Genomic DNA, 17,345 nt, shown 5'->3' on the forward strand with positions numbered 1-17,345 from the left:
CTATGGCACGCGGTGGACCCGCAACGACGTTTGGATTTCCCCCGTTCACACGCGCGGTGAAGGCGCTGATCATCATCAACGTGGCCGTGTACCTAGCCATGCTGCTGATCCGGCTTACGGTGCCCGCACTGAACGTGTTCGTCCAGTACTACCTGTACCTGCGTCCCGTGGCCGTCGCACACGGATTTGTGTGGCAACTCCTCACATATGGGTTCATCCATGACCCAGGTGCCATCTCGCACCTGCTGTTCAACATGCTCGGCCTCTGGATGTTCGGCGCGCAGTTCGAGATAGACTTTGGCACGCGGAAGTTCTACGAGTTCTATTTCTGGTGCCTGATCGGTGCGGCTCTGACGGCACTCGCCGTGGGAGCGATTGGCATCATCGCCTATCCGCACGTGCCGATTCCGCTGTTTTCAATCATGGGCCAGATCTGGACTCAGCCCGCTATCGGCGCATCGGGCGCGGTTTACGGACTGCTGATCGCCTTCGGCATTCTCAACGGCGACCGCCAGGTGTACATGTTCCCGCTGCCGATCGCGATCAAGGCGCGCTACATCGTCGCAATCTGGTTATTCATCTCGTTTGTGAGCGCATTTGGCGGCGCAAATGGTGTTGCAGAGTTTGCTCACCTGGGCGGCGCGCTGTTTGGCTGGCTCTATCTGCGATTTATCCCACGATATGGATTGCAGACGGTCGCCTCGGAAGGAATCTTCGGTATTCGCAATCGCTACTATCGTTGGAAGCGGCGGCAGGCGGCCAAGAAGTTCGAGGTTTATATGCGGAAGAACAAGCGCGAGGAATATTTCGACGAGAACGGCAATTTCCGGAGCTCCTCGATCGATAAGAAGGATGATGATTCAGGCTGGGTAAACTAGTTTCGACGGAACAGAAACGTGAAGGCCCTGCGTTTGCCATGGCGGCAAACGTGGGGCCTTTCTGCTGGAAGCTAGACGCCGCTCTCAAGCATGTCTTCGACGATTCCCTCTTGCGTCGAGAACACGGGCTGAAGCTCTTCGTAGATGGTGTTGATCGTGCCGAACTCGTGCAGCTTCTGCCAGTAATAGTGGACGGCGGGATCCTGCATGGCCGTGTTGCGGGCTTCTTCCGATACCCAGATGCGCATATGCACCAGGGTTCCGGGCTGCTTGCGATCATGGAACAGCATGTCGCGCGAATATTGTTTTGAGTACATCATCGCGTAAAACTCGCGCAGAAAAGCCATCATCTCCGGCTCTTTGCCGGTATGCGCTTTCATGATCGCCATCGACCGGATCGAATCGCTCATCGTTTGGAGTCCTTTGCTCTTGTTTTCTTCTGTTTCGCGGCAGGCCCGCCAATCGCCGGACGAATGCGATGCAGGCGAATGAAATTGGTCGAGCCCTGAAGCACCATGCGGGTTCCGCCAACAATCGCCACAATGTCGTCGGTGGTCGCAACTCCGGTGCGGCGCAACTCGGCTTCGGTCGCCTGGATCATCTCCTCTACCGTGTGCGGCGGGTCGATAAGTACGGGCCGCACTCCCCAGTACAGGTTCAGGCGATTGCAAACCTTCTCCACCGGAGTGAAGGAATAAACCTCCGCCCGAGGACGGTACTTCGAAATGAGTCCAGCGGTGTTGCCGGTCGCGGTAAATACGGCGATACCGCGCAGATTCAAGTCTTCACCTACATGGGCCACACTCTCGCAGATTGCCTCGGGAATCGTCAACTCGCGGGCATCACGGCGCTGAATGGGTGTGACATTGCGAATGTCGGCTTCGGCCTCGACTACGATGCGAGCCATCATGCTAACAGCCTCGCGCGGATACTTGCCGGTCGCGGTCTCGCCTGAAAGCATGACCGCATCCGAACCGTCGTAGATCGCATTGGCCACGTCGCTGGCCTCAGCGCGCGTGGGGCGCGGATTCTGAATCATGGAGTCCAGCATTTGCGTTGCGGTAATGACCGGCTTGCGCCAGCTCTGGGCGCGACGGATGACGTGCTTCTGGATGATGGGCACACGCTCGGGCGGCACCTCGACACCGAGGTCGCCGCGAGCCACCATGACTCCGTCTGCGATTTCCAGGATCTCCTCAAGGTTCTCGATGGCTTGCGGCTTTTCAAGCTTCGCAATCACCGGGGTGTCACATCCGGCTGCGGCGATGATCTTCTTGACAGCCTTTACGTCAACGGCGGAGCGAACAAACGAAATCGCGACGGCATCGACGTCGGCTTCGAGACCGAAGGCGAGGTCTCGTTTGTCCTTGGGCGTAAGCGAAGGGACGCTCAAGACCGCGCCGGGAAGATTGATCCCCTGGTGTTCGCCCAGCATGCCGCCATCAACCACCTCACAGAGAACGTCGTCGCCACGAACTTTCAGCACCTTGAGCGAGAGCTTGCCATCGGAAAGCAGGATGCGCGAGCCGGGCTCGGCTTCCTTAGCAAGCGTCTTGAAGGTAGTGCCTATGAGCTCGGCTGTGCCCTCAATTTCTTTGTTGGTGATGGTGACGCGCGCGCCACGAACAAGGTTCACCGGCTGATGATTGCGGAGAGTGCTGGTGCGAATTTTGGGCCCTTGCAGGTCCTGCAGCACGCAGACGCTGCGTCCGAGCTGGGCAGCAACCTTGCGCAGCGTGTGAATGCGCTCCAGATGCTCCTCGTGAGTTCCGTGCGAGAAGTTCAGTCGCGCGACATCCATGCCCAGCATGAGCAATTCGCGTATTTGTTGCTCGCTGTTGGAAGCCGGACCGAGTGTGCAAACGATCTTGGCGCGGCGTCGCGCCATGGGCTGAAGTTGATTCTCCTCGGCCAGCAATGCTTTCACGTTCATATTCCTTTTGAATTCCCTTCACCGGCGGCTTCCGGTTCAAGTTTGGAGAAGGCTCCAAACAGGTAGCGCGGATAGCGAAGCGCATTGAACTCCGACCCAATCAAGACAACCAGAGACACGAGGTAGAGCCAGATCAGCAATGCAATCGCGGTTCCGACCGAGCCATAGATCACGCCGTAGTCCGCATAGTGGCGCAGATACCACCCGAAGATGGTGGTGGATGCAAACCACAACCCCGTTGCAAGCACGGAACCGGGCAGCACGCGATGCCAGGGCTGCGTGCGCGGCAGTCCGTGATGATAGATCAAGGCCAGCACGGCGATTGTAGTAACCACCGCAATGAGCCAGCGCAGGACGGTCCACACGGCAAGAATGTAGATGTCAAGATCATGATTGGCACGAAATGCCAGCCAATGTTCAATCTGATGTCCGAAGGCCAGCAGAAAGCTGGCAAACGCCATGGGAAGTCCGGCCATGAAAACGAGCATGAATGACACCATTCGCTCCTTGGTCAGATTCCACGTCTTCGGAAGTTGATAAGCGCGGCGGAAGCCTTCCATCCACGAAATCATCACGCCGGAACCGGTCCAGAGCGTGATGGCAGAAGTCGTGACAATCATGCGAAAAGGCGCCGGTTTGCGTCCTTCAAAAAACGTCAGAATAGAAGGAGCGGTTCCTGAAGGCATGATGCCGCCAATTGCAAACGAAATTTCACGTATGAGACTTAGAGTGCTGTGAGACGCAGTAAGAATGGATGAAATAAGAAGAACGGCAGGAAACAGGGTCAGAATAGCGGAAAAAGCCGTAGCTTTCGCGACCGCAAACTGGTCGTGCTCCAGCGTTTTCACAAGTGCAATCTGTACCTGCTTCAGGAATCGCAGCATAGACGTGCTGTGCCTGCATTCTCCAAGGCCAAAGTTGGCCATAGTGATTGTAATCGACAGGCCAACCCTGCGGAATGGGCAAGCTGCCCTCCGAACCGTTATATTCCTGAGCCCGACCGCTGCCGCACAACCTCGAGACGGACGCAACCCTCTGAGGGATATGAAACAAGCCAAGACCCATTCCTCAAGAAAAAAGGTTGACTCGAAGCCCTACGCAAAGACTTCCCGTTGCTGGCCGGGGTACGAGCCTGTGCCTGGCAAGAGCGAACACCAGGAAGGAAGTTGCCGCAAAAAGCCCGCCAGCCGGAAAGCAGGCAAGGAAGTAGATCGCGAAACCGCGCGCAAAAAACAGATCAAGCTGGGCGGAACACGCGCAGAAGAAGCACACACGAAATCGCCCGATGCGGCCGAGCGCAGAGCGCATTCCAAGCGTCGCACCAGCACCACGACCTCTAAGAAGAGCAGGACCTCGAGCGCCAAGGCAAGCCGATGAATGCGGAAAGCACCGGCGGAGTGAGCCTCCGCCGGGTTGCGACCTATGCCGCGTAGGTGACAGAACGTGTGGCGAATTCGATGACCGTGGGATTTACCAGCCGCTCAAAATCCTTGTAAGCAAGCTGGATCAGTTCGAGGTGCGAACCAGCGTTGAATGCTATCTCCTTATCACGGGTGAGAGATGGATCGGCGTACACTGGCACTCCATAGAGGTTTCCGAATGGGGGCATCGCTCCGACCTCACAGTCGGGAAAGCGATCTTTGAAATCGCGTTCGCTGGCCAGAGAGACCTCAGCGCTCTCGGTTTGTCTGGCAAAGGCTCTTAAATCGACATGCTTTGAAGCAGGCAGCACAGCCATGCAGAGGTGTCCGTCTTTCTTCAGCATGACGGTCTTCGCCAGTTCGTTTCCAGAGATGTGTGCACTCGCCGCGACACCCTGGGATGTATATGCCATGCTGTGGGTAATAACGACGTACTTGATGTGATTGTCATCGAGAAACTCGCGAAGCTTCCTGATGGGCATAGAACCTCCTGTCGTGCGCGGTTGGGATTGCGCGAGGTGCGTACCGGAGACGCACCGGGTAGCTTAAGAGGTATTGCTCTCTGGCACTGCCGTCCGGGCTCGTCAACATACGCGGAAGGCGACGTATATTCTACGTCCATAGCGAGCTGTGTGAAGGGCTCGCAGAGCCTTAGTACGAAAACCATCCCAAAGCCAGAGCGGCCCACGAGAATTTGACCTCGCAGGCTGCAAGTCGCAGATTCTAAGAGCGATAGAAATGATAACCCCGGAGCTTTCCAATTGCGAAAAGTCGTGTTATTTTCTCCGCGGTTGCGATGGGAGGCAGTATGCAACTCCAACTTACGCCCAACGAACTCCAAGTCCTTAATGACGCTCTTTCACGGCAGAACCGGGAACTCACTCAGGAGATCGCCCATACGGATCATCGCGAATACAAACTGATGTTGAGGAAGAAACTGGAGAAACTGATCATCCTTCAGGGCCAGATACTGCACGACAAATATGTGTCGAGCGACGAGAATAGCGCACTGCTCTCCGAGGTGCTCGACGAGCGAGAGCGCTCACTTTATTTCGAGATTGCGCGAACAGATGACCGGCAGTTCAAGCATCTCCTGCAGAAGAATCTTGAATGGCTGGAGAGCGCGCATAGCAAGATTGTAGAAACTCGTGCGGCTGCTTGAGGGCAAACTGATTGGCGTTCATTCAATGAACACAGGAGATGGCGAGGCTAATGACAGCTCGCCTCCCTGGTATGAATCGAATGCGCAGTGGGCGAGAATCGGCGATACTGCGCTTACAACTGCTTTTCCATCTTGATCAACTCAACTGGCATCGTGAGCTTTCGACGCAGGTCCTCGTGCGGCTCCTCAATGCCTGTTTCTACATAACCAAGACTGCGATAGAGAGGCGGGAGCGCGGTGCGCAGGCTGACGACGGCAATCTCTGCGATCTTGCATCCGGCTGTGCGTAGTGCCTGCTCCGCCGCGTGCATGAGCGCCTTGCCGATGCCTTGATGCTGATGTCCCAGGCTTACGGCGAGCATGCCGATGTAACCTCGCTCACCACGCACTTCATAGTACGCAGAAGCTAGTAACTCTGAGCCGCGATGCGCGAGTAGGAAGTGACCGGTGCGAAACTGCTGCACAAGCTGCTCGCAACTTGTGCGTGGCCGGTTCACAAAGAACGACTCTACTTCGAACGCGGCATTCACCAAGGTCATGATCTCGGGTATGTCGTCGGTCGTTGCTTCGCGAATGCAAAGTCGGGCTGGCTGTGTTGAACTCTCCACAATCGGCTCCAAAGGTTTACGGTTTCACTCCGGTGTCAGGGCGGGCTGCGATCCATTTCGCTTCCAGAGGCGCGGATTCATACTCCCGAATTGCCCGCAACAGCGCCTCCGGATGGCGCTCACTGATGACCATCGAGCGTCCGGACTGCTTGAGGAATCCCTGCTCGGTAACATGATCGAGAAAAGATGCGAGCCCGTTGTAGAAACCTTCGCAGTTTAGGAACGCAACGGGCTTGGAGTGAATGCCGAGCTGCGCCCAAGTCCAGATTTCGAAGGTCTCATCCAGTGTGCCAATGCCGCCTGGCATCGCGATGAACGCATCGGAAAGCTCCGCCATCATCGCCTTGCGCTCGTGCATGGTCGTGGTGATGCGCAGATCGCTCAGGCCGAGATGCGCCACCTCGCGATCGACCAGTGCTTGCGTGATGACGCCGATGACCTCGCCTCCTGCGGCGAGCACGGCATCGGCAATGGTCCCCATGAGCCCGACAGATCCACCGCCGTACACGAGGCCGATACCCTCGCCCGCCATTCGCGCGCCAAGTTCGCGAGCTGCTTGCGCGTACTCGGGACGTGCCCCAATGCTCGATCCGGAAAAGACACAATACCGTCGCCGAAGCTTACTGCCGACTACCGTCATTTTGCGAAAACTCTCCGAGAACCAGATATATATTCTTGATTATGACGATCGTTTGAACCCTTCACAACAGACGAGAAAAGGCGACCCCCGGAGGGCCGCCTCAGTCACTGCGCAAGGACGGCTAGCGGGAGACCGCCTGAAAGAACTCGGTCTTCAACATCGCCTGAAACTTGGAGTCATCTGCCCTGAATTTCACTATGAGCCTGCCACTGTCGGATTCGACTTCGATGCCGTCCATCGCGCTCTTTTCAACCGCGCTTCCGGCGGCTTTCTTGTACAGAATGCCTGCCTTGATCAGCGCCGACAGAGTACCCGCCGTGAATGAGTCTGAGGTCTGCACGTTCAAACCAAAGTCGATCCCCTGCTGCAGGTCCAGCGTGTATCGAGACGCCAGAAGGCGTTTTTTGATCATGTCGTAATCAGCGAGAGACGCAGCCTCACCCAGGGCCGAATGCAGCATATACTGTGTCCCTTGCTGGTCAAGAACGCTCCAGATCGGGGCGGCACCGGCCTCGGCAATGGTTTGCATCATTTCCGTGTTCGCGGCGATTCCGCGCTGATCTCCATCTCGAACATCAAGGCCATCCTTCACGGAAGCAGGCTCGCCAAAGCACATTGTGTCGTCATCCAGGAACGTCATTACAAACCCGCTGCCGATAGACCACAAATCCGAATCACGATATTTTTCGCTCTTCAGTTTTTTCAATTTCAGCCGGGCCACGATCTTCTTCGGTTCGAACTGGCCGCTCGCCACACCAAAGTTGCGTAGCGTTCCCTTCGCGTTCCGGTAGGAAACGAAGGCCAATTGTTCGACATCCGCGTCCGGATTTACGCCCAAGCCACGAAGCGAGGTTTCGAAGAATCTCAGGTTGTCCGGCAGTATGCGATTCTTTAGAGCGATTCCGCTTGATGAGTTACGAAGGACACGGTAGTCCACAGAGACAATCTGCTGAAGCTGAGACGGAAGCACGGTACGCGCGCTTGTTCCCAATGGGGTCGCCAGAGCACTTGCGCAAGATAGAGCAACCACTAACAACACAATTGAAATCTGTCTCATGATTACCTCTACGCAACATGCACAACGGGCTTGGCGATTCTCATGCGCCAAGCCCGCGCGTTTGCATGCCTCACTTGATGGTCAGGGTTACTGCAAGCGACGATTGCGATGTAACGGTGCTCGACGACGTAGCCGGCGAGGATGAGTTGCCACCACAAGCTGACAACGAGATGAGCAATGCAATCGCAAAGAAAGCGAGTAACACCTTTCGATGAGCCGATTTCCTTCGCTTAGCTCCGAACCAAAGCATCGCAAACGGCATTGCCAACAACCCGCTCCAACTCGCCATCAACTTGCGAGATTGCGAGTTCGCGGAAAATGGCTGAGTTGCCGTAAAAATCACGGTGAATTGATAGGTCCCCGGAACTGCAGTCGCTGAGGTCGCAACCGCAATTGTCTTGTCCGCGCTATTGAACGCTCCACACGAGACGCCAGCAGGCAGATTGACGCACTCCGCAGAGAGCGACGGATCAACGCGAACGCTCGTTGATGCGACTTGTTGCCACGTGGACACCTGGAGCGATGCAGACTGTCCTCGAGCAACGGTCAGGCTTGGATTCGCGGACGTGACAGTCACTGCTCCTGCTGTGTTCGAAGCGGTGTCGATCGCAAAAGTCATGGAAGCGCTGCCACCACCCGGCGCGGGAGTGAAGACCGAAACCTCCGCGGTCCCCACATTTTGCAGATCGATATACGTGATTGCCGCAGTCAACTGTGTAGCGCTTACAAACGTGGTATTGCGGGCAGTGCCATTCCAACGCACAACCGAATTTGACGTAAAGTTTGCGCCTGTCACGGTCAGAGTGAAAGCCGTGTTTGCCGGCGCAGATGCGGGACTTAAGGCAGTGATGATCGGTGCCGAAGCCGCTGGCGGCGCAGAAATGGTCAGCGTTCCAGATCCGGAAGCATTGGTATAGTTCGCGTCGCTGCTGGTGAAGTTCGCCGCAACGGAGTATGAGCCAACAGCAGAGGGCGCGGTGGCAACTCCGTTGTAGGTGATTGCCATTGTGCCGGTGACCACCACGTTGCCGATTCCGGACGCGACTGCACTGCAGGGATGAGGGTTGCCATCAGATGTAGCCGAGGGACAAGAGACGGCTACGACTGGCGTAGCCTTTGCGATCGCGAGTGTACCGGCGGCACTGCTGTTGCCGTAGGCAGAATCAGTGCTGGTGAAGTTGGCGCTGACCTGATAGGTTCCCGCCGCGCTGGGCGCAGTGTTACTGCCTCCGTAAGTGATGGACACTGTTCCGTTCACGGCCTTTCCGTCAGAGCCGAGTGTCGAGGCGGTGCAATCATGCGCGTTTCCGTCGTAGGTCGCAGCCGCGCAAGACAGCGTAGTCACAGTCGGGATCACGCTGATCGTCACCGTGGAGGCAGGCGAGGTGGCAATAGCAAAATCCACATCTCCGCTGTAGGTCGCAGTGATTGAATGCGTGCCGAGCGCAAATGTGGTCGTCAGGTTTGCAGTTCCGTCAACCACGTTTGCGGTCCCAAGGAGCGTGCTGCCGTCGAAGAACTTGATTGTGCCTGAGGGCAGAAGGCTGTTGGCGGCGCTGATGCTTAGTTGGGCGCTGAGCGTGACGGCCTGAGTCGGTCCCGCAGCTTGGGGCGTTGCCGTGACAGCAAGCAACGGCGTGTCCTGAGCCACGGTAACACTCAGCGGAGACGAACTGGATGCGCTATAAACAGCGTCGCCCGAGTATGCTGCGGTTACAGAGTAGGTCGCACCCGTTAGCGAGTTTGACGTCAACGTCGCGACGCCATTTACCACCGGAGCAGAACCAATGTTTAACGATCCGGCTGAAAACAGCACCGTACCGGTGGGCGTGCCTCCGGCAACCGTGGCGGTGAATGTGGCCTGATTGCCTGCTATCGGAGAAACCGGCGAAACCGCGACGCTTGTACTTGTCGCCGTGCCGCCGCCCACAACCAGGTTGTAGTTACCGAACGTGATCGCCGAATAATTGCCATCGCCGGAATACTGCGCCGTGAGTGCATGCAAACCGGATGACAGGGGGTTCAGCGCGATGCTCACCAGTTCCGTTCCCGTCCTGCCCGAAGCAGCGAGTGTTGCCTGCCCAACCTGCACGGTACCGTCATAGATAGTGACAGTGCCAGTGGGCGCCGGCAACGCCAGTCCGGCGTTGGGATCTGCAGCAAGGGCCTTGAGATAGTCGGCATAAGCGATGTCTTTGGTGGTGAAAACCTGTGCCTGGACCATCAGGTTGCTTCCGCTCGAGACCTGTTGCGGACCTGGGATCAGTTCACCGGCGATTGGCGAGAAAACTGAAAAGCCCGGAGCTGCGGCATCGGGGCACGAGTATGGAGACGCCGAAGAAGAGATAGTGTTTGTCAGAGTGACGTTCTGTTGAGACAGGTTCAGATCGCCTAATTGCTGGGCGAAGTTCACCGGGTCAGGTCCAAGCGTCACAATCGCGTTCTGCGGAGTGTGGTCGCCGTACTTCGTCTGGAAGTCTGAGTTGCTCGCGATGGGAGCGGTACTGATATTGTCAACGACAACGTTGCTCAGCGTTACATCGGTCGGGACCGCGGGGCTATATCCCTGGATGAGGACCTGGTGCACTGAAATCCCACCGCCGGAAGCACGCGTATTCTGGACGGCGTGCAAGTTCTGCACGAGGATATTCTTGTAAGAGGGGATGTAGTTCCCTGTCGTGCTCTTGCCGGAGTAGAAAGGATCAAACCATATCGGGTAACGAACATCTTGCGTACAGATATTGCGATATGCGAGGTGTTGAACCAACCCGCCTCGGGATACGTCCGACTTAACATGGACGGCAGCCGCACTGCCATCATTGGGATTGCCCGAGATCGCAATGTTATTCACCAGCATCCTGTTAACGCCGTTTGCGGTGTAGCTGCCGATCGAGACGCCATGGCCATTGCCAAAGTAGTTGTTGGTTATGGTTATGTATTGCGCGCCGGGAGCCTTGTCCCCTCCAACCGCGATCTGATCATCCCCCACGCTGATGAACGATTTGTTGATGGTCACATTCGTGGAATAGCCGGGGTCGATGCCATCTGAATTTCGCGCGTCATATGGCGAAGTCACCTTCACGTCCCAGGCTGTGAAATTCGTATCGGTGTTCAGCCCAACGTGGACCTTCGGGGAATTCACTAAGCGAACCTTGTATAGCGTGAAACGGTCCGTGTTGGTGACATTTAGCAGACGGGGATTGTTCTGGTTCAGATTGAGATTATCTGCATTTCGCGCCAGATCCCACCACGTAAGGCCGGAGCCACTCAACATCGGCATATTCCCGCGACCATCGATGGTGCCGTATCCCATGATCCCGGCGCCGTCAGCGCGATTTGCGGTGATGACGGGGCTGCAATAATTGCTGCCAGTCTGGATCGTGCCGCAGTAGTTCGATCCAGTATCGAAATCCTGCGGGTTGCGCGAAGCAAACACGGTCACGCCAGCATCCACGATCAGCGTGACGCCCTTGACCATGTTGATCTGACCAATGAGATATGCGTTATTGCTTGCGCCATCGGTCGCCAACTCCACAGCTTGTCCCGCCGGGCAAGCGTTCATCGCGTTCTGAATCCTTGCGGTATCAAGCTGCGTTTCGCTGGAAATCGTTCCAAGCGCAGCACCGGCACTCAACAGGGCTGTCAGTTTTGTGCAAACAGGCGGAAGAACTGGCTCGTTCACCGAGCGTGGGTCTTGGGCTTGCAGAAAAGTTAACGCAAGCAGGACGAAGAGAAGTACTCCAGAAACACGCCGACAAGACTTCATATAACTCACCCTCAATAAATGCCAGAACGCTTCCTACAGCAGAGCAAGAATTGTCCCGAGACACTTCGCAGTCGTGCCTCGGGACATACGTTAGCTATCGGTACTACGGCTGAGGATTCCAGCCACCGGGGAACGTGGAAAAGATGTTCGCCCTGGTGTCATAGCCGTAATTGGTTATGTCACTCGGCGTCATCTGATAGCTGTTGGCAGATCGTGCTGAAACATCCAGCAGATTGCCTGACAGATCCATGCTGCCTTGTTCGCGCCAGCCACTTGCCGCTGTAGCAGTGGACGGGTTGGGCAACGGATTGCCAGAGATGTTGGCCGCCCATCCCACGGGAGCGATATGAGTGTCCATCTTGCAATTGATGTACAAGACGTTGTCCACCCATGAACCGGACTGCGCGCGGGCTAGGTACGTTGCCGCGCCGGCGCCAGTGGCAACGGTCTGCCCACCAGGTCCCGTTCCCTGAGTCAACGCGCTGTTCAGGAAGACGAACCCCTTCTCTCCAGACACGGTGCGTGCCTGCACGAGGTATCCGCCTGAGGGTGTGCTGGATTGCGTATCGCCGACCTCGCGAATCTCGCTGTTTTCGAACAACGACACACGATTGTTGCCCCAGATGAAGTCTACGTTTCCGGTAACTAGCGTCTGGTAGAACCAACTGTACCCCTTCACTTGCAGGGTGTCCTGTTCGCTATCGAACTCGGCGTTCTTGGCGACTAGACGTCCCGTGTCGTTATTGAAGTAGATTGTCTCAGCCTGATTGGAAACGTTTTTGTTGCGAAGGTGTGTGTTCTTCAACGTCAGGTTCTGAAGGGTGAGCAGATCACTGCCTTCGACGAGGAAGACCGCGCGTCCACCTGTCAACGAAGGCGATGCAGCGGAACTGCTGCTACCCGAGCCAGAATTGAACTGCTCATAATTCTCGTACTGAATGAAGGTACCCGACTGCCCTGCACCGTTGATCGTGACGCCGTTGACATTGCGCAGGAACAAGAGCTCCTGGTAGGTGCCACTTGCAACATTAATCGTGGTCGGCACAGTCGGAGCATTCTGCATCAAGTAATTCAATGCGCCCTGCACGGTGCGGAAGTTCGCATCAGTGCCGGTGGCATTGACCGATAGAGTGATGAGTCCCGATGCCGGAGCATTTCTCGTCGTAAAACTCCATCCGCCGACTTTACCGATTCCAGTAAAGTTCTGGCCCGACAAGGTGCCCGTAATCGAGCCATCCGAAATCGCCACGTAATAGCTGGTGTTGTACGCCAGCTTGGACTGGTGCGGCGCGATGACGACGCTGTTGCCGGAAATCCAGATCGGCGTGGTGTTCACGGCGCGAACGTTGCTCGAGTAATTCAGACCAATAAGGTCCGTCGCACCCGAGAACGGGATGACATCCACCAGGCTATCGTCGTCGCTCTTGAAGATGCGAACCGACCCGTTGCCATTCAGTGTCGGCAACGAATCGAATGTCAACGTCAAGTGGTCGTCTATGTAAGCATCAGTCTGTCCCGGAGCTGGCAACAACTGCCCGGCGCCGAGAGAGTAGGTCGCCGCAGGCTGAACAAACTGCGGTCCCACGGTAGCGCTCACCGTCACCGAAACGTTCGGATCGGAGGCGCTGAAGAACACGATCTTCGCCGTGCCCGCGCCGACGGGAGTGAGGTCAACCTTTGTGCTGTCTCCGCTCTCCATGCTTGCCGTTACTATGGAGGGATTGCTGGACGCGACATAGTACGTGTCCGGAGTGCCGTCGCCCTTAAGAGCCGTTACGGTGAGTGTGGTAGGAGCGTCGCCCACCTCCGCCGTGTAGGCCGTCGCGCCTGCGCCCATTGCCGTCTTAACCGTAAGCTGCGCGGGTTGCGTGGGCTTTTTGTTAGGATCGCCGACTCGAATATCGTCGATGAGGAATGAGCGGTTCGACGTGAACAATCCTATCTTTCCACTGGTCCAGGTCGTATCGTTGCCGGTGCTGTTGATCTTCACACCGTTCAGATACACCGTACCTACGCCACCGATAAGTTCGTAACGTACTGTGTACCAGGTTCCAGTGCTGCCGTTCAGCCCCATAAGGTCGAACACTTGCTTGCCGCTCTGAAAGGACCGGCCGAGAGTGAGAGTGGTACCACTGAGCTTTGCCACACCCGCCTCGAGTGCCCCCTGCGTAGGAGGCGTTTGCAGATTCATGCCGCCATAGTTCCAGCCCGGAGAAGTGGCGGGACTTCCTGGCGTGGTCGGAGTTTGGAAACGGGCGATGAAGTACAACTGCTTGCTGCCCGTGCCGGAGGTATTATTCACCGGCTTAATGCGTGCCTCTACAAAGTAGTCGTTGGGATTGCTGCGGCTACCCGTTGCCGCTTGCCACGAGCTGTCCTTGATGAGTGCAACTACGCCGCCCGCAGATCCTGCCGCGTACTGCAATACATTGTTGCCGGCCACGTTCGCATCCGCGATCACGGAGAATGTGCCACCGCTGAGCGGAGTCAGATCCCAGTTGGAAACCGTGTTGTTGCCAACGGTCTCCGCCTGGAAGTCGTCGCAGAACCATTCCGTCCCATCGCATCCCGAGGTCTGCGACTTGACGGTCAGCGCAACCGTTGTTTTCTTGCCGGAGCCGCTGGTGATCGTGATGTTAGAGGTGCCCACCGCGACCGGAGCAATCGTGAGCTGATCGTCAGTGACCGTAGTACTCGCAACCGCTCCGTTGTCGTCAGCCGAGACGGTGAAACTATCTGGCGTTATGCCATCGGATTTCACGGCTGAGATGATCACGACATGCGAAGATCCGCCTACATTCGAGGTGTATTTGGTAGTCGGAGGCGTCAGCGTGATTGCGGAGGCATCCGCCCCAACGGTCACTGTAATCGTGGCAGTAAGGCCCGAGCCGCTGCTAATGGTGAACGTTGCTGTGCCCATACCAGTCGGCGTGATGGTGAGCGTGTTTCCAGTAACAACCGCAGTTGCAATGGAGCCGGTAGTATCGCCGCTGGTTACCGAGAACGTATCCGCCGTACCGTCGCTCTTCACCGCCGTTACCGAGACGTTGATCGGAGCGCCTCCGACAGTCGTCGTGTAGGTCGCGGTTGACGGCGAAATCGTGAGTGAGGTCAGGTTCGCCGTGATCGTAGCAACAATCGTGCTCGTGAGCCCGGAACCGGTCGTAATCACGATGTTGGCTGTGCCTGCCGCTACCGGGGTTATGGACAACACGTTGCTATTGGCCACAACGGTAGCAACGCCCGTGTTGCTCGAAGATACAGTGAACGTATCAGGAGTGACACCGTCATTCTTGATCGCAGTTACGGTGACGTTATAGGCAGCACTGCCGACCATTGCTGAGTAAGAAAGCGCGGATGGCGAGAGCGTGAGGCTTGAATTGGTCGTAACTGTTGACGCTGAAATGGTGGCAGCAATTGTGCGTGTAATCTTCGGATTGGAGCCACTGGTGAAGATGATATTCGCTGTTCCCGCTCCAACAGGTGTAATCGTTACGACATTGCCGCTTGCTGTGGCTGTGGCTACCGCCGTGTTGCTGGATGACACGGTGAAAGTATCGGGCGTAATACCATCCTGCTTGACCGCCGTTACATTCACTAAATAAGGAACGCTACCCGCCTCGGCTGAATAAGTTGTTGCATTGGGAGTAAGTGCAAGCTGCACCGCGCCAACTTTGATGTCGTCGATCAGGAACGACTTGTTATAAGTGAACAGTCCCACCTTACCGGCAGTGAAAGTTGTATCCGCGACGGAAGCGCCCATCTGTACGCCATCGACGTACAGCGTCTGAACACCCCCGATGATTTCATAGTGCACGTTATACCATTGGCCATCGGAACCCCCTTGTGTGCCCTGAACAAGAGGAATCGTGGTCTTCGACACTTGGGAGATCGTGCCAGCCTTCATGTAGCCGACATCTACCCTGGTAGTGCTCTGCAGGTTCATTCCGCCGAAATACCAATTGTTGGGATCCTGGTAGCGGCCAATCATGTACAGCTCTTTGTTGCCCTGCTTACTGTTGTTCTGAGGCTTGATGCGCGCCTCAAAGTAATAGTCCGACTTGTTCGGCATGTTTGCCCATACCGAGTCCTTGATGAGCGCAATTACCTGCCCCGGCGCAACGATATCTAACGAAGAGGAGCCAGCGGTGTATTGCAGCACCATATTGGCTGGAACGGCAGGATCGGGTAGCACGCTGAATGAAGCGTTGCTGCCAAATGGCGTCAGATCCCAGTTGTTGCTGTTGCCAGAGGCGAAATCATCGCAGAACCACTCCGTGCCGTCACATCCGGAAATGCGCGCGGCAGTGATCGTAGCCGCAATCGTGGTCGTCACATTAGGATCAGATCCACTTGTGAAGACGATGTTGGCCGTGCCCGCAGCAATTGGCGTGATTGTGACTACGCTCCCACTGGCGACAGCCGTCGCGACGGCCGTATTGCTTGACGTGACGGAATATGTGTCGGACGTTACTCCGTCAGCCTTGAGGGCCGCGACGTTCACAATGTATGGCGTGCTACCCGCAGCAGCGGTATATGTCTGAGCAGCAGGAGAAAGGGTAATTCGCGCCTGAGTGCTGGCCGTTATGGTTGCAACGAGTGTCGTTGTGAGGCCATCACCTGTAGTAAACACAATGCTTGCGGTGCCGACTGCAACCGGCGTTATGGTTGCAACGCTGCCGCTTACTGCGACGCTCGCTACTGCAGCATTGCTCGATACTGCGGTGAAGGTGTCGGGCGTTACGCCGTCATTCTTGATGGCAGTTACAGTTACATTGTACGGAGTGCTGCCAACGCTCGCAGAATAAGCAAGAGTTGAGGGTGAGAGCGTCAGTTTGGGGCTCGCCGTTGCCGCAGAAACGGTTGCAACAATGGTGCGAGCGATCTTCGGATTGGATCCACTGGCAATCACAATATTTGCAACACCTGCTGCCACCGGCGTGATTGTGACAATTTGGCCACTCACAGAGACGCTTGCCACACCTGGATTGCTGGACAGGGCTGTGAAGGTATCCGGGGTCACCCCGTCGTTTTTCACTGCCGCTACGCTCACGTGGTAGGGTGTGCTACCGGCAACGGCACTATAGGTCAGGGCTGAGGGGGAGAGGGAGATCGCGGTCTGATCGGGCGCGATGGTCGCCAAAATCGTGCGGGTCACAGCGGCATTCGAGCCGCTCGTGAACACGATGTTCGCAGTACCGGCCGCCACCGGAGTAATGGTCACCACATTACCGTTGGCAGAAGCGGTGGCCACAGCAGTATTGCTGGATGACACGGTGAAGGGACCCGCGGTTACGCCGTCCTTCTTCGTGGATGTGACTGTAACCGTATAGGGAGCACTGCCCGCAATAGCCGAATACGAAGTAGTCGCTGGAGACAGCGTAATCTGTGTCTGATCGGCCGCGATCGTCGCTATGATCGTGCGGGTGATTCCAGAGCCGGCGGTGAACGCGATGTTCGCGGTACCTGCCCCGATTGGTGAGATGATCGCTGTGGTCCCATTCAGCGACACGCTTGCCACTGCCGGGTTGCTGGATGTCACGGTGAATGTATCGGACGTAACTGGTGCGCCCTTGGTGGCAATGACGTTTACCATGTAAGGAGCGTCGCCAACGATGGCCGAATAACTCAAGGCCGAGGGTAAGAGCGAGAGTTGTGCAGGAGTTGGAGGTGTAGCGCTACCCTTGCCATTGCCTCCGCATCCAACCAGTATTCCCAAACAGGCGACTATGATTACGGCTAAAGCCTTGCGAATGTCGAACCTCATGCGTCCCCCTTGGCGCATCGTCTGTATCTCCAACTGCTCATCTACGCGGGCCCACAATCTTCAGTGAAACCTTGCTCTTTGTGTTACCTATTGCGACGGCGCAAAAGGCGAGG

At 56.5% G+C, this 17,345-nt stretch carries 12 protein-coding genes; 3 read left to right on the forward strand and 9 right to left on the reverse strand.

Translation table 11 applies throughout. The annotated features are described in order from the left end of the window. Window positions 1-2: 2 nt before the first annotated feature. Entirely contained in the window at window positions 3-878 is an 876-nt protein-coding gene (locus AC6IY8_RS14225; RefSeq protein ID WP_497775185.1) for a rhomboid family intramembrane serine protease, read from the forward strand. 71 nt (window positions 879-949) lie between these two features. Here the strand turns inward: AC6IY8_RS14225 and AC6IY8_RS14230 are convergent, their stop codons facing one another. Genes AC6IY8_RS14230 through AC6IY8_RS14240 form a run of 3 tightly spaced genes read right to left on the reverse strand, consistent with a single transcriptional unit; the run spans window position 950 to window position 3,695 of the window. Beyond that, window positions 950-1,288: a hypothetical protein gene (locus AC6IY8_RS14230; protein WP_497775186.1), complete on the reverse strand. Its 339-nt coding sequence runs from the start codon at window positions 1,286-1,288 to the stop codon at window positions 950-952. Then, entirely contained in the window at window positions 1,285-2,805 is a 1,521-nt protein-coding gene (pyk, locus tag AC6IY8_RS14235; protein ID WP_497775187.1) for a pyruvate kinase, read from the reverse strand. Before pyk ends, AC6IY8_RS14230 begins: the two co-directional genes overlap by 4 nt. 2 nt (window positions 2,806-2,807) lie before the next feature. Next, the gene (locus AC6IY8_RS14240) at window positions 2,808-3,695 is read right to left on the reverse strand and encodes a YihY/virulence factor BrkB family protein (RefSeq protein WP_497775188.1); all 888 of its coding nucleotides are present in this window, start codon (window positions 3,693-3,695) and stop codon (window positions 2,808-2,810) included. A 160-nt stretch (window positions 3,696-3,855) separates the two neighbouring features. On the opposite strand from AC6IY8_RS14240, the gene AC6IY8_RS14245 reads away from it, so the two are divergent. After that, window positions 3,856-4,188 carry a hypothetical protein gene (locus tag AC6IY8_RS14245; protein WP_497775189.1) on the forward strand — a complete coding sequence of 111 codons (333 nt, stop codon included), beginning with the start codon at window positions 3,856-3,858 and terminating at the stop codon, window positions 4,186-4,188. 43 nt (window positions 4,189-4,231) lie between these two features. Here AC6IY8_RS14245 and AC6IY8_RS14250 read toward each other — a convergent pair whose 3' ends face one another. Continuing rightward, the gene (locus AC6IY8_RS14250; protein ID WP_497775190.1) at window positions 4,232-4,714 is read right to left on the reverse strand and encodes an aminoacyl-tRNA deacylase; all 483 of its coding nucleotides are present in this window, start codon (window positions 4,712-4,714) and stop codon (window positions 4,232-4,234) included. A gap of 326 nt (window positions 4,715-5,040) precedes the next feature. Here AC6IY8_RS14250 and AC6IY8_RS14255 point away from each other — a divergent pair, with 326 nt between their 5' ends. After that, a complete protein-coding gene (locus AC6IY8_RS14255) occupies window positions 5,041-5,394 on the forward strand; it encodes a hypothetical protein (RefSeq protein ID WP_497775191.1) in 354 nt (117 codons plus the stop codon). A gap of 113 nt (window positions 5,395-5,507) precedes the next feature. Here AC6IY8_RS14255 and AC6IY8_RS14260 read toward each other — a convergent pair whose 3' ends face one another. From AC6IY8_RS14260 to AC6IY8_RS14280, 5 genes are all read right to left on the reverse strand, one after another. Continuing rightward, the gene (locus AC6IY8_RS14260) at window positions 5,508-6,002 is read right to left on the reverse strand and encodes a GNAT family N-acetyltransferase (protein WP_497775192.1); all 495 of its coding nucleotides are present in this window, start codon (window positions 6,000-6,002) and stop codon (window positions 5,508-5,510) included. Between the two features lie 16 nt (window positions 6,003-6,018). Continuing rightward, a complete protein-coding gene (locus AC6IY8_RS14265; protein WP_497775193.1) occupies window positions 6,019-6,642 on the reverse strand; it encodes an LOG family protein in 624 nt (207 codons plus the stop codon). Between the two features lie 121 nt (window positions 6,643-6,763). Beyond that, window positions 6,764-7,699, reverse strand: a complete 936-nt coding sequence (locus tag AC6IY8_RS14270) for a hypothetical protein (protein WP_497775194.1) — start codon at window positions 7,697-7,699, stop codon at window positions 6,764-6,766. Between the two features lie 70 nt (window positions 7,700-7,769). Beyond that, entirely contained in the window at window positions 7,770-11,261 is a 3,492-nt protein-coding gene (locus tag AC6IY8_RS14275; RefSeq protein WP_497775195.1) for a glycosyl hydrolase family 28 protein, read from the reverse strand. 307 nt (window positions 11,262-11,568) lie between these two features. Beyond that, window positions 11,569-17,232, reverse strand: a complete 5,664-nt coding sequence (locus AC6IY8_RS14280) for an Ig-like domain-containing protein (RefSeq protein WP_497775196.1) — start codon at window positions 17,230-17,232, stop codon at window positions 11,569-11,571. Window positions 17,233-17,345 lie beyond the last annotated feature (113 nt).

This window comes from Koromonas soli (assembly GCF_059726265.1).

Bases quoted from the DNA above. Each gene is read 5' to 3' on its own strand.
- AC6IY8_RS14225 (WP_497775185.1), top strand. From the start codon at position 3: ATGGCACGCGGTGGACCCGCAACGACGTTTGGATTTCCCCCGTTCACA.
- AC6IY8_RS14230 (WP_497775186.1), bottom strand. From the start codon at position 1,288: ATGAGCGATTCGATCCGGTCGATGGCGATCATGAAAGCGCATACCGGC.
- AC6IY8_RS14240 (WP_497775188.1), bottom strand. From the start codon at position 3,695: ATGCTGCGATTCCTGAAGCAGGTACAGATTGCACTTGTGAAAACGCTG.
- AC6IY8_RS14245 (WP_497775189.1), top strand. From the start codon at position 3,856: ATGAAACAAGCCAAGACCCATTCCTCAAGAAAAAAGGTTGACTCGAAG.
- AC6IY8_RS14250 (WP_497775190.1), bottom strand. From the start codon at position 4,714: ATGCCCATCAGGAAGCTTCGCGAGTTTCTCGATGACAATCACATCAAG.
- AC6IY8_RS14255 (WP_497775191.1), top strand. From the start codon at position 5,041: ATGCAACTCCAACTTACGCCCAACGAACTCCAAGTCCTTAATGACGCT.
- AC6IY8_RS14265 (WP_497775193.1), bottom strand. From the start codon at position 6,642: ATGACGGTAGTCGGCAGTAAGCTTCGGCGACGGTATTGTGTCTTTTCC.
- AC6IY8_RS14270 (WP_497775194.1), bottom strand. From the start codon at position 7,699: ATGAGACAGATTTCAATTGTGTTGTTAGTGGTTGCTCTATCTTGCGCA.
- AC6IY8_RS14275 (WP_497775195.1), bottom strand. From the start codon at position 11,261: ATGAACGCTTGCCCGGCGGGACAAGCTGTGGAGTTGGCGACCGATGGC.
- AC6IY8_RS14280 (WP_497775196.1), bottom strand. From the start codon at position 17,232: ATGAGGTTCGACATTCGCAAGGCTTTAGCCGTAATCATAGTCGCCTGT.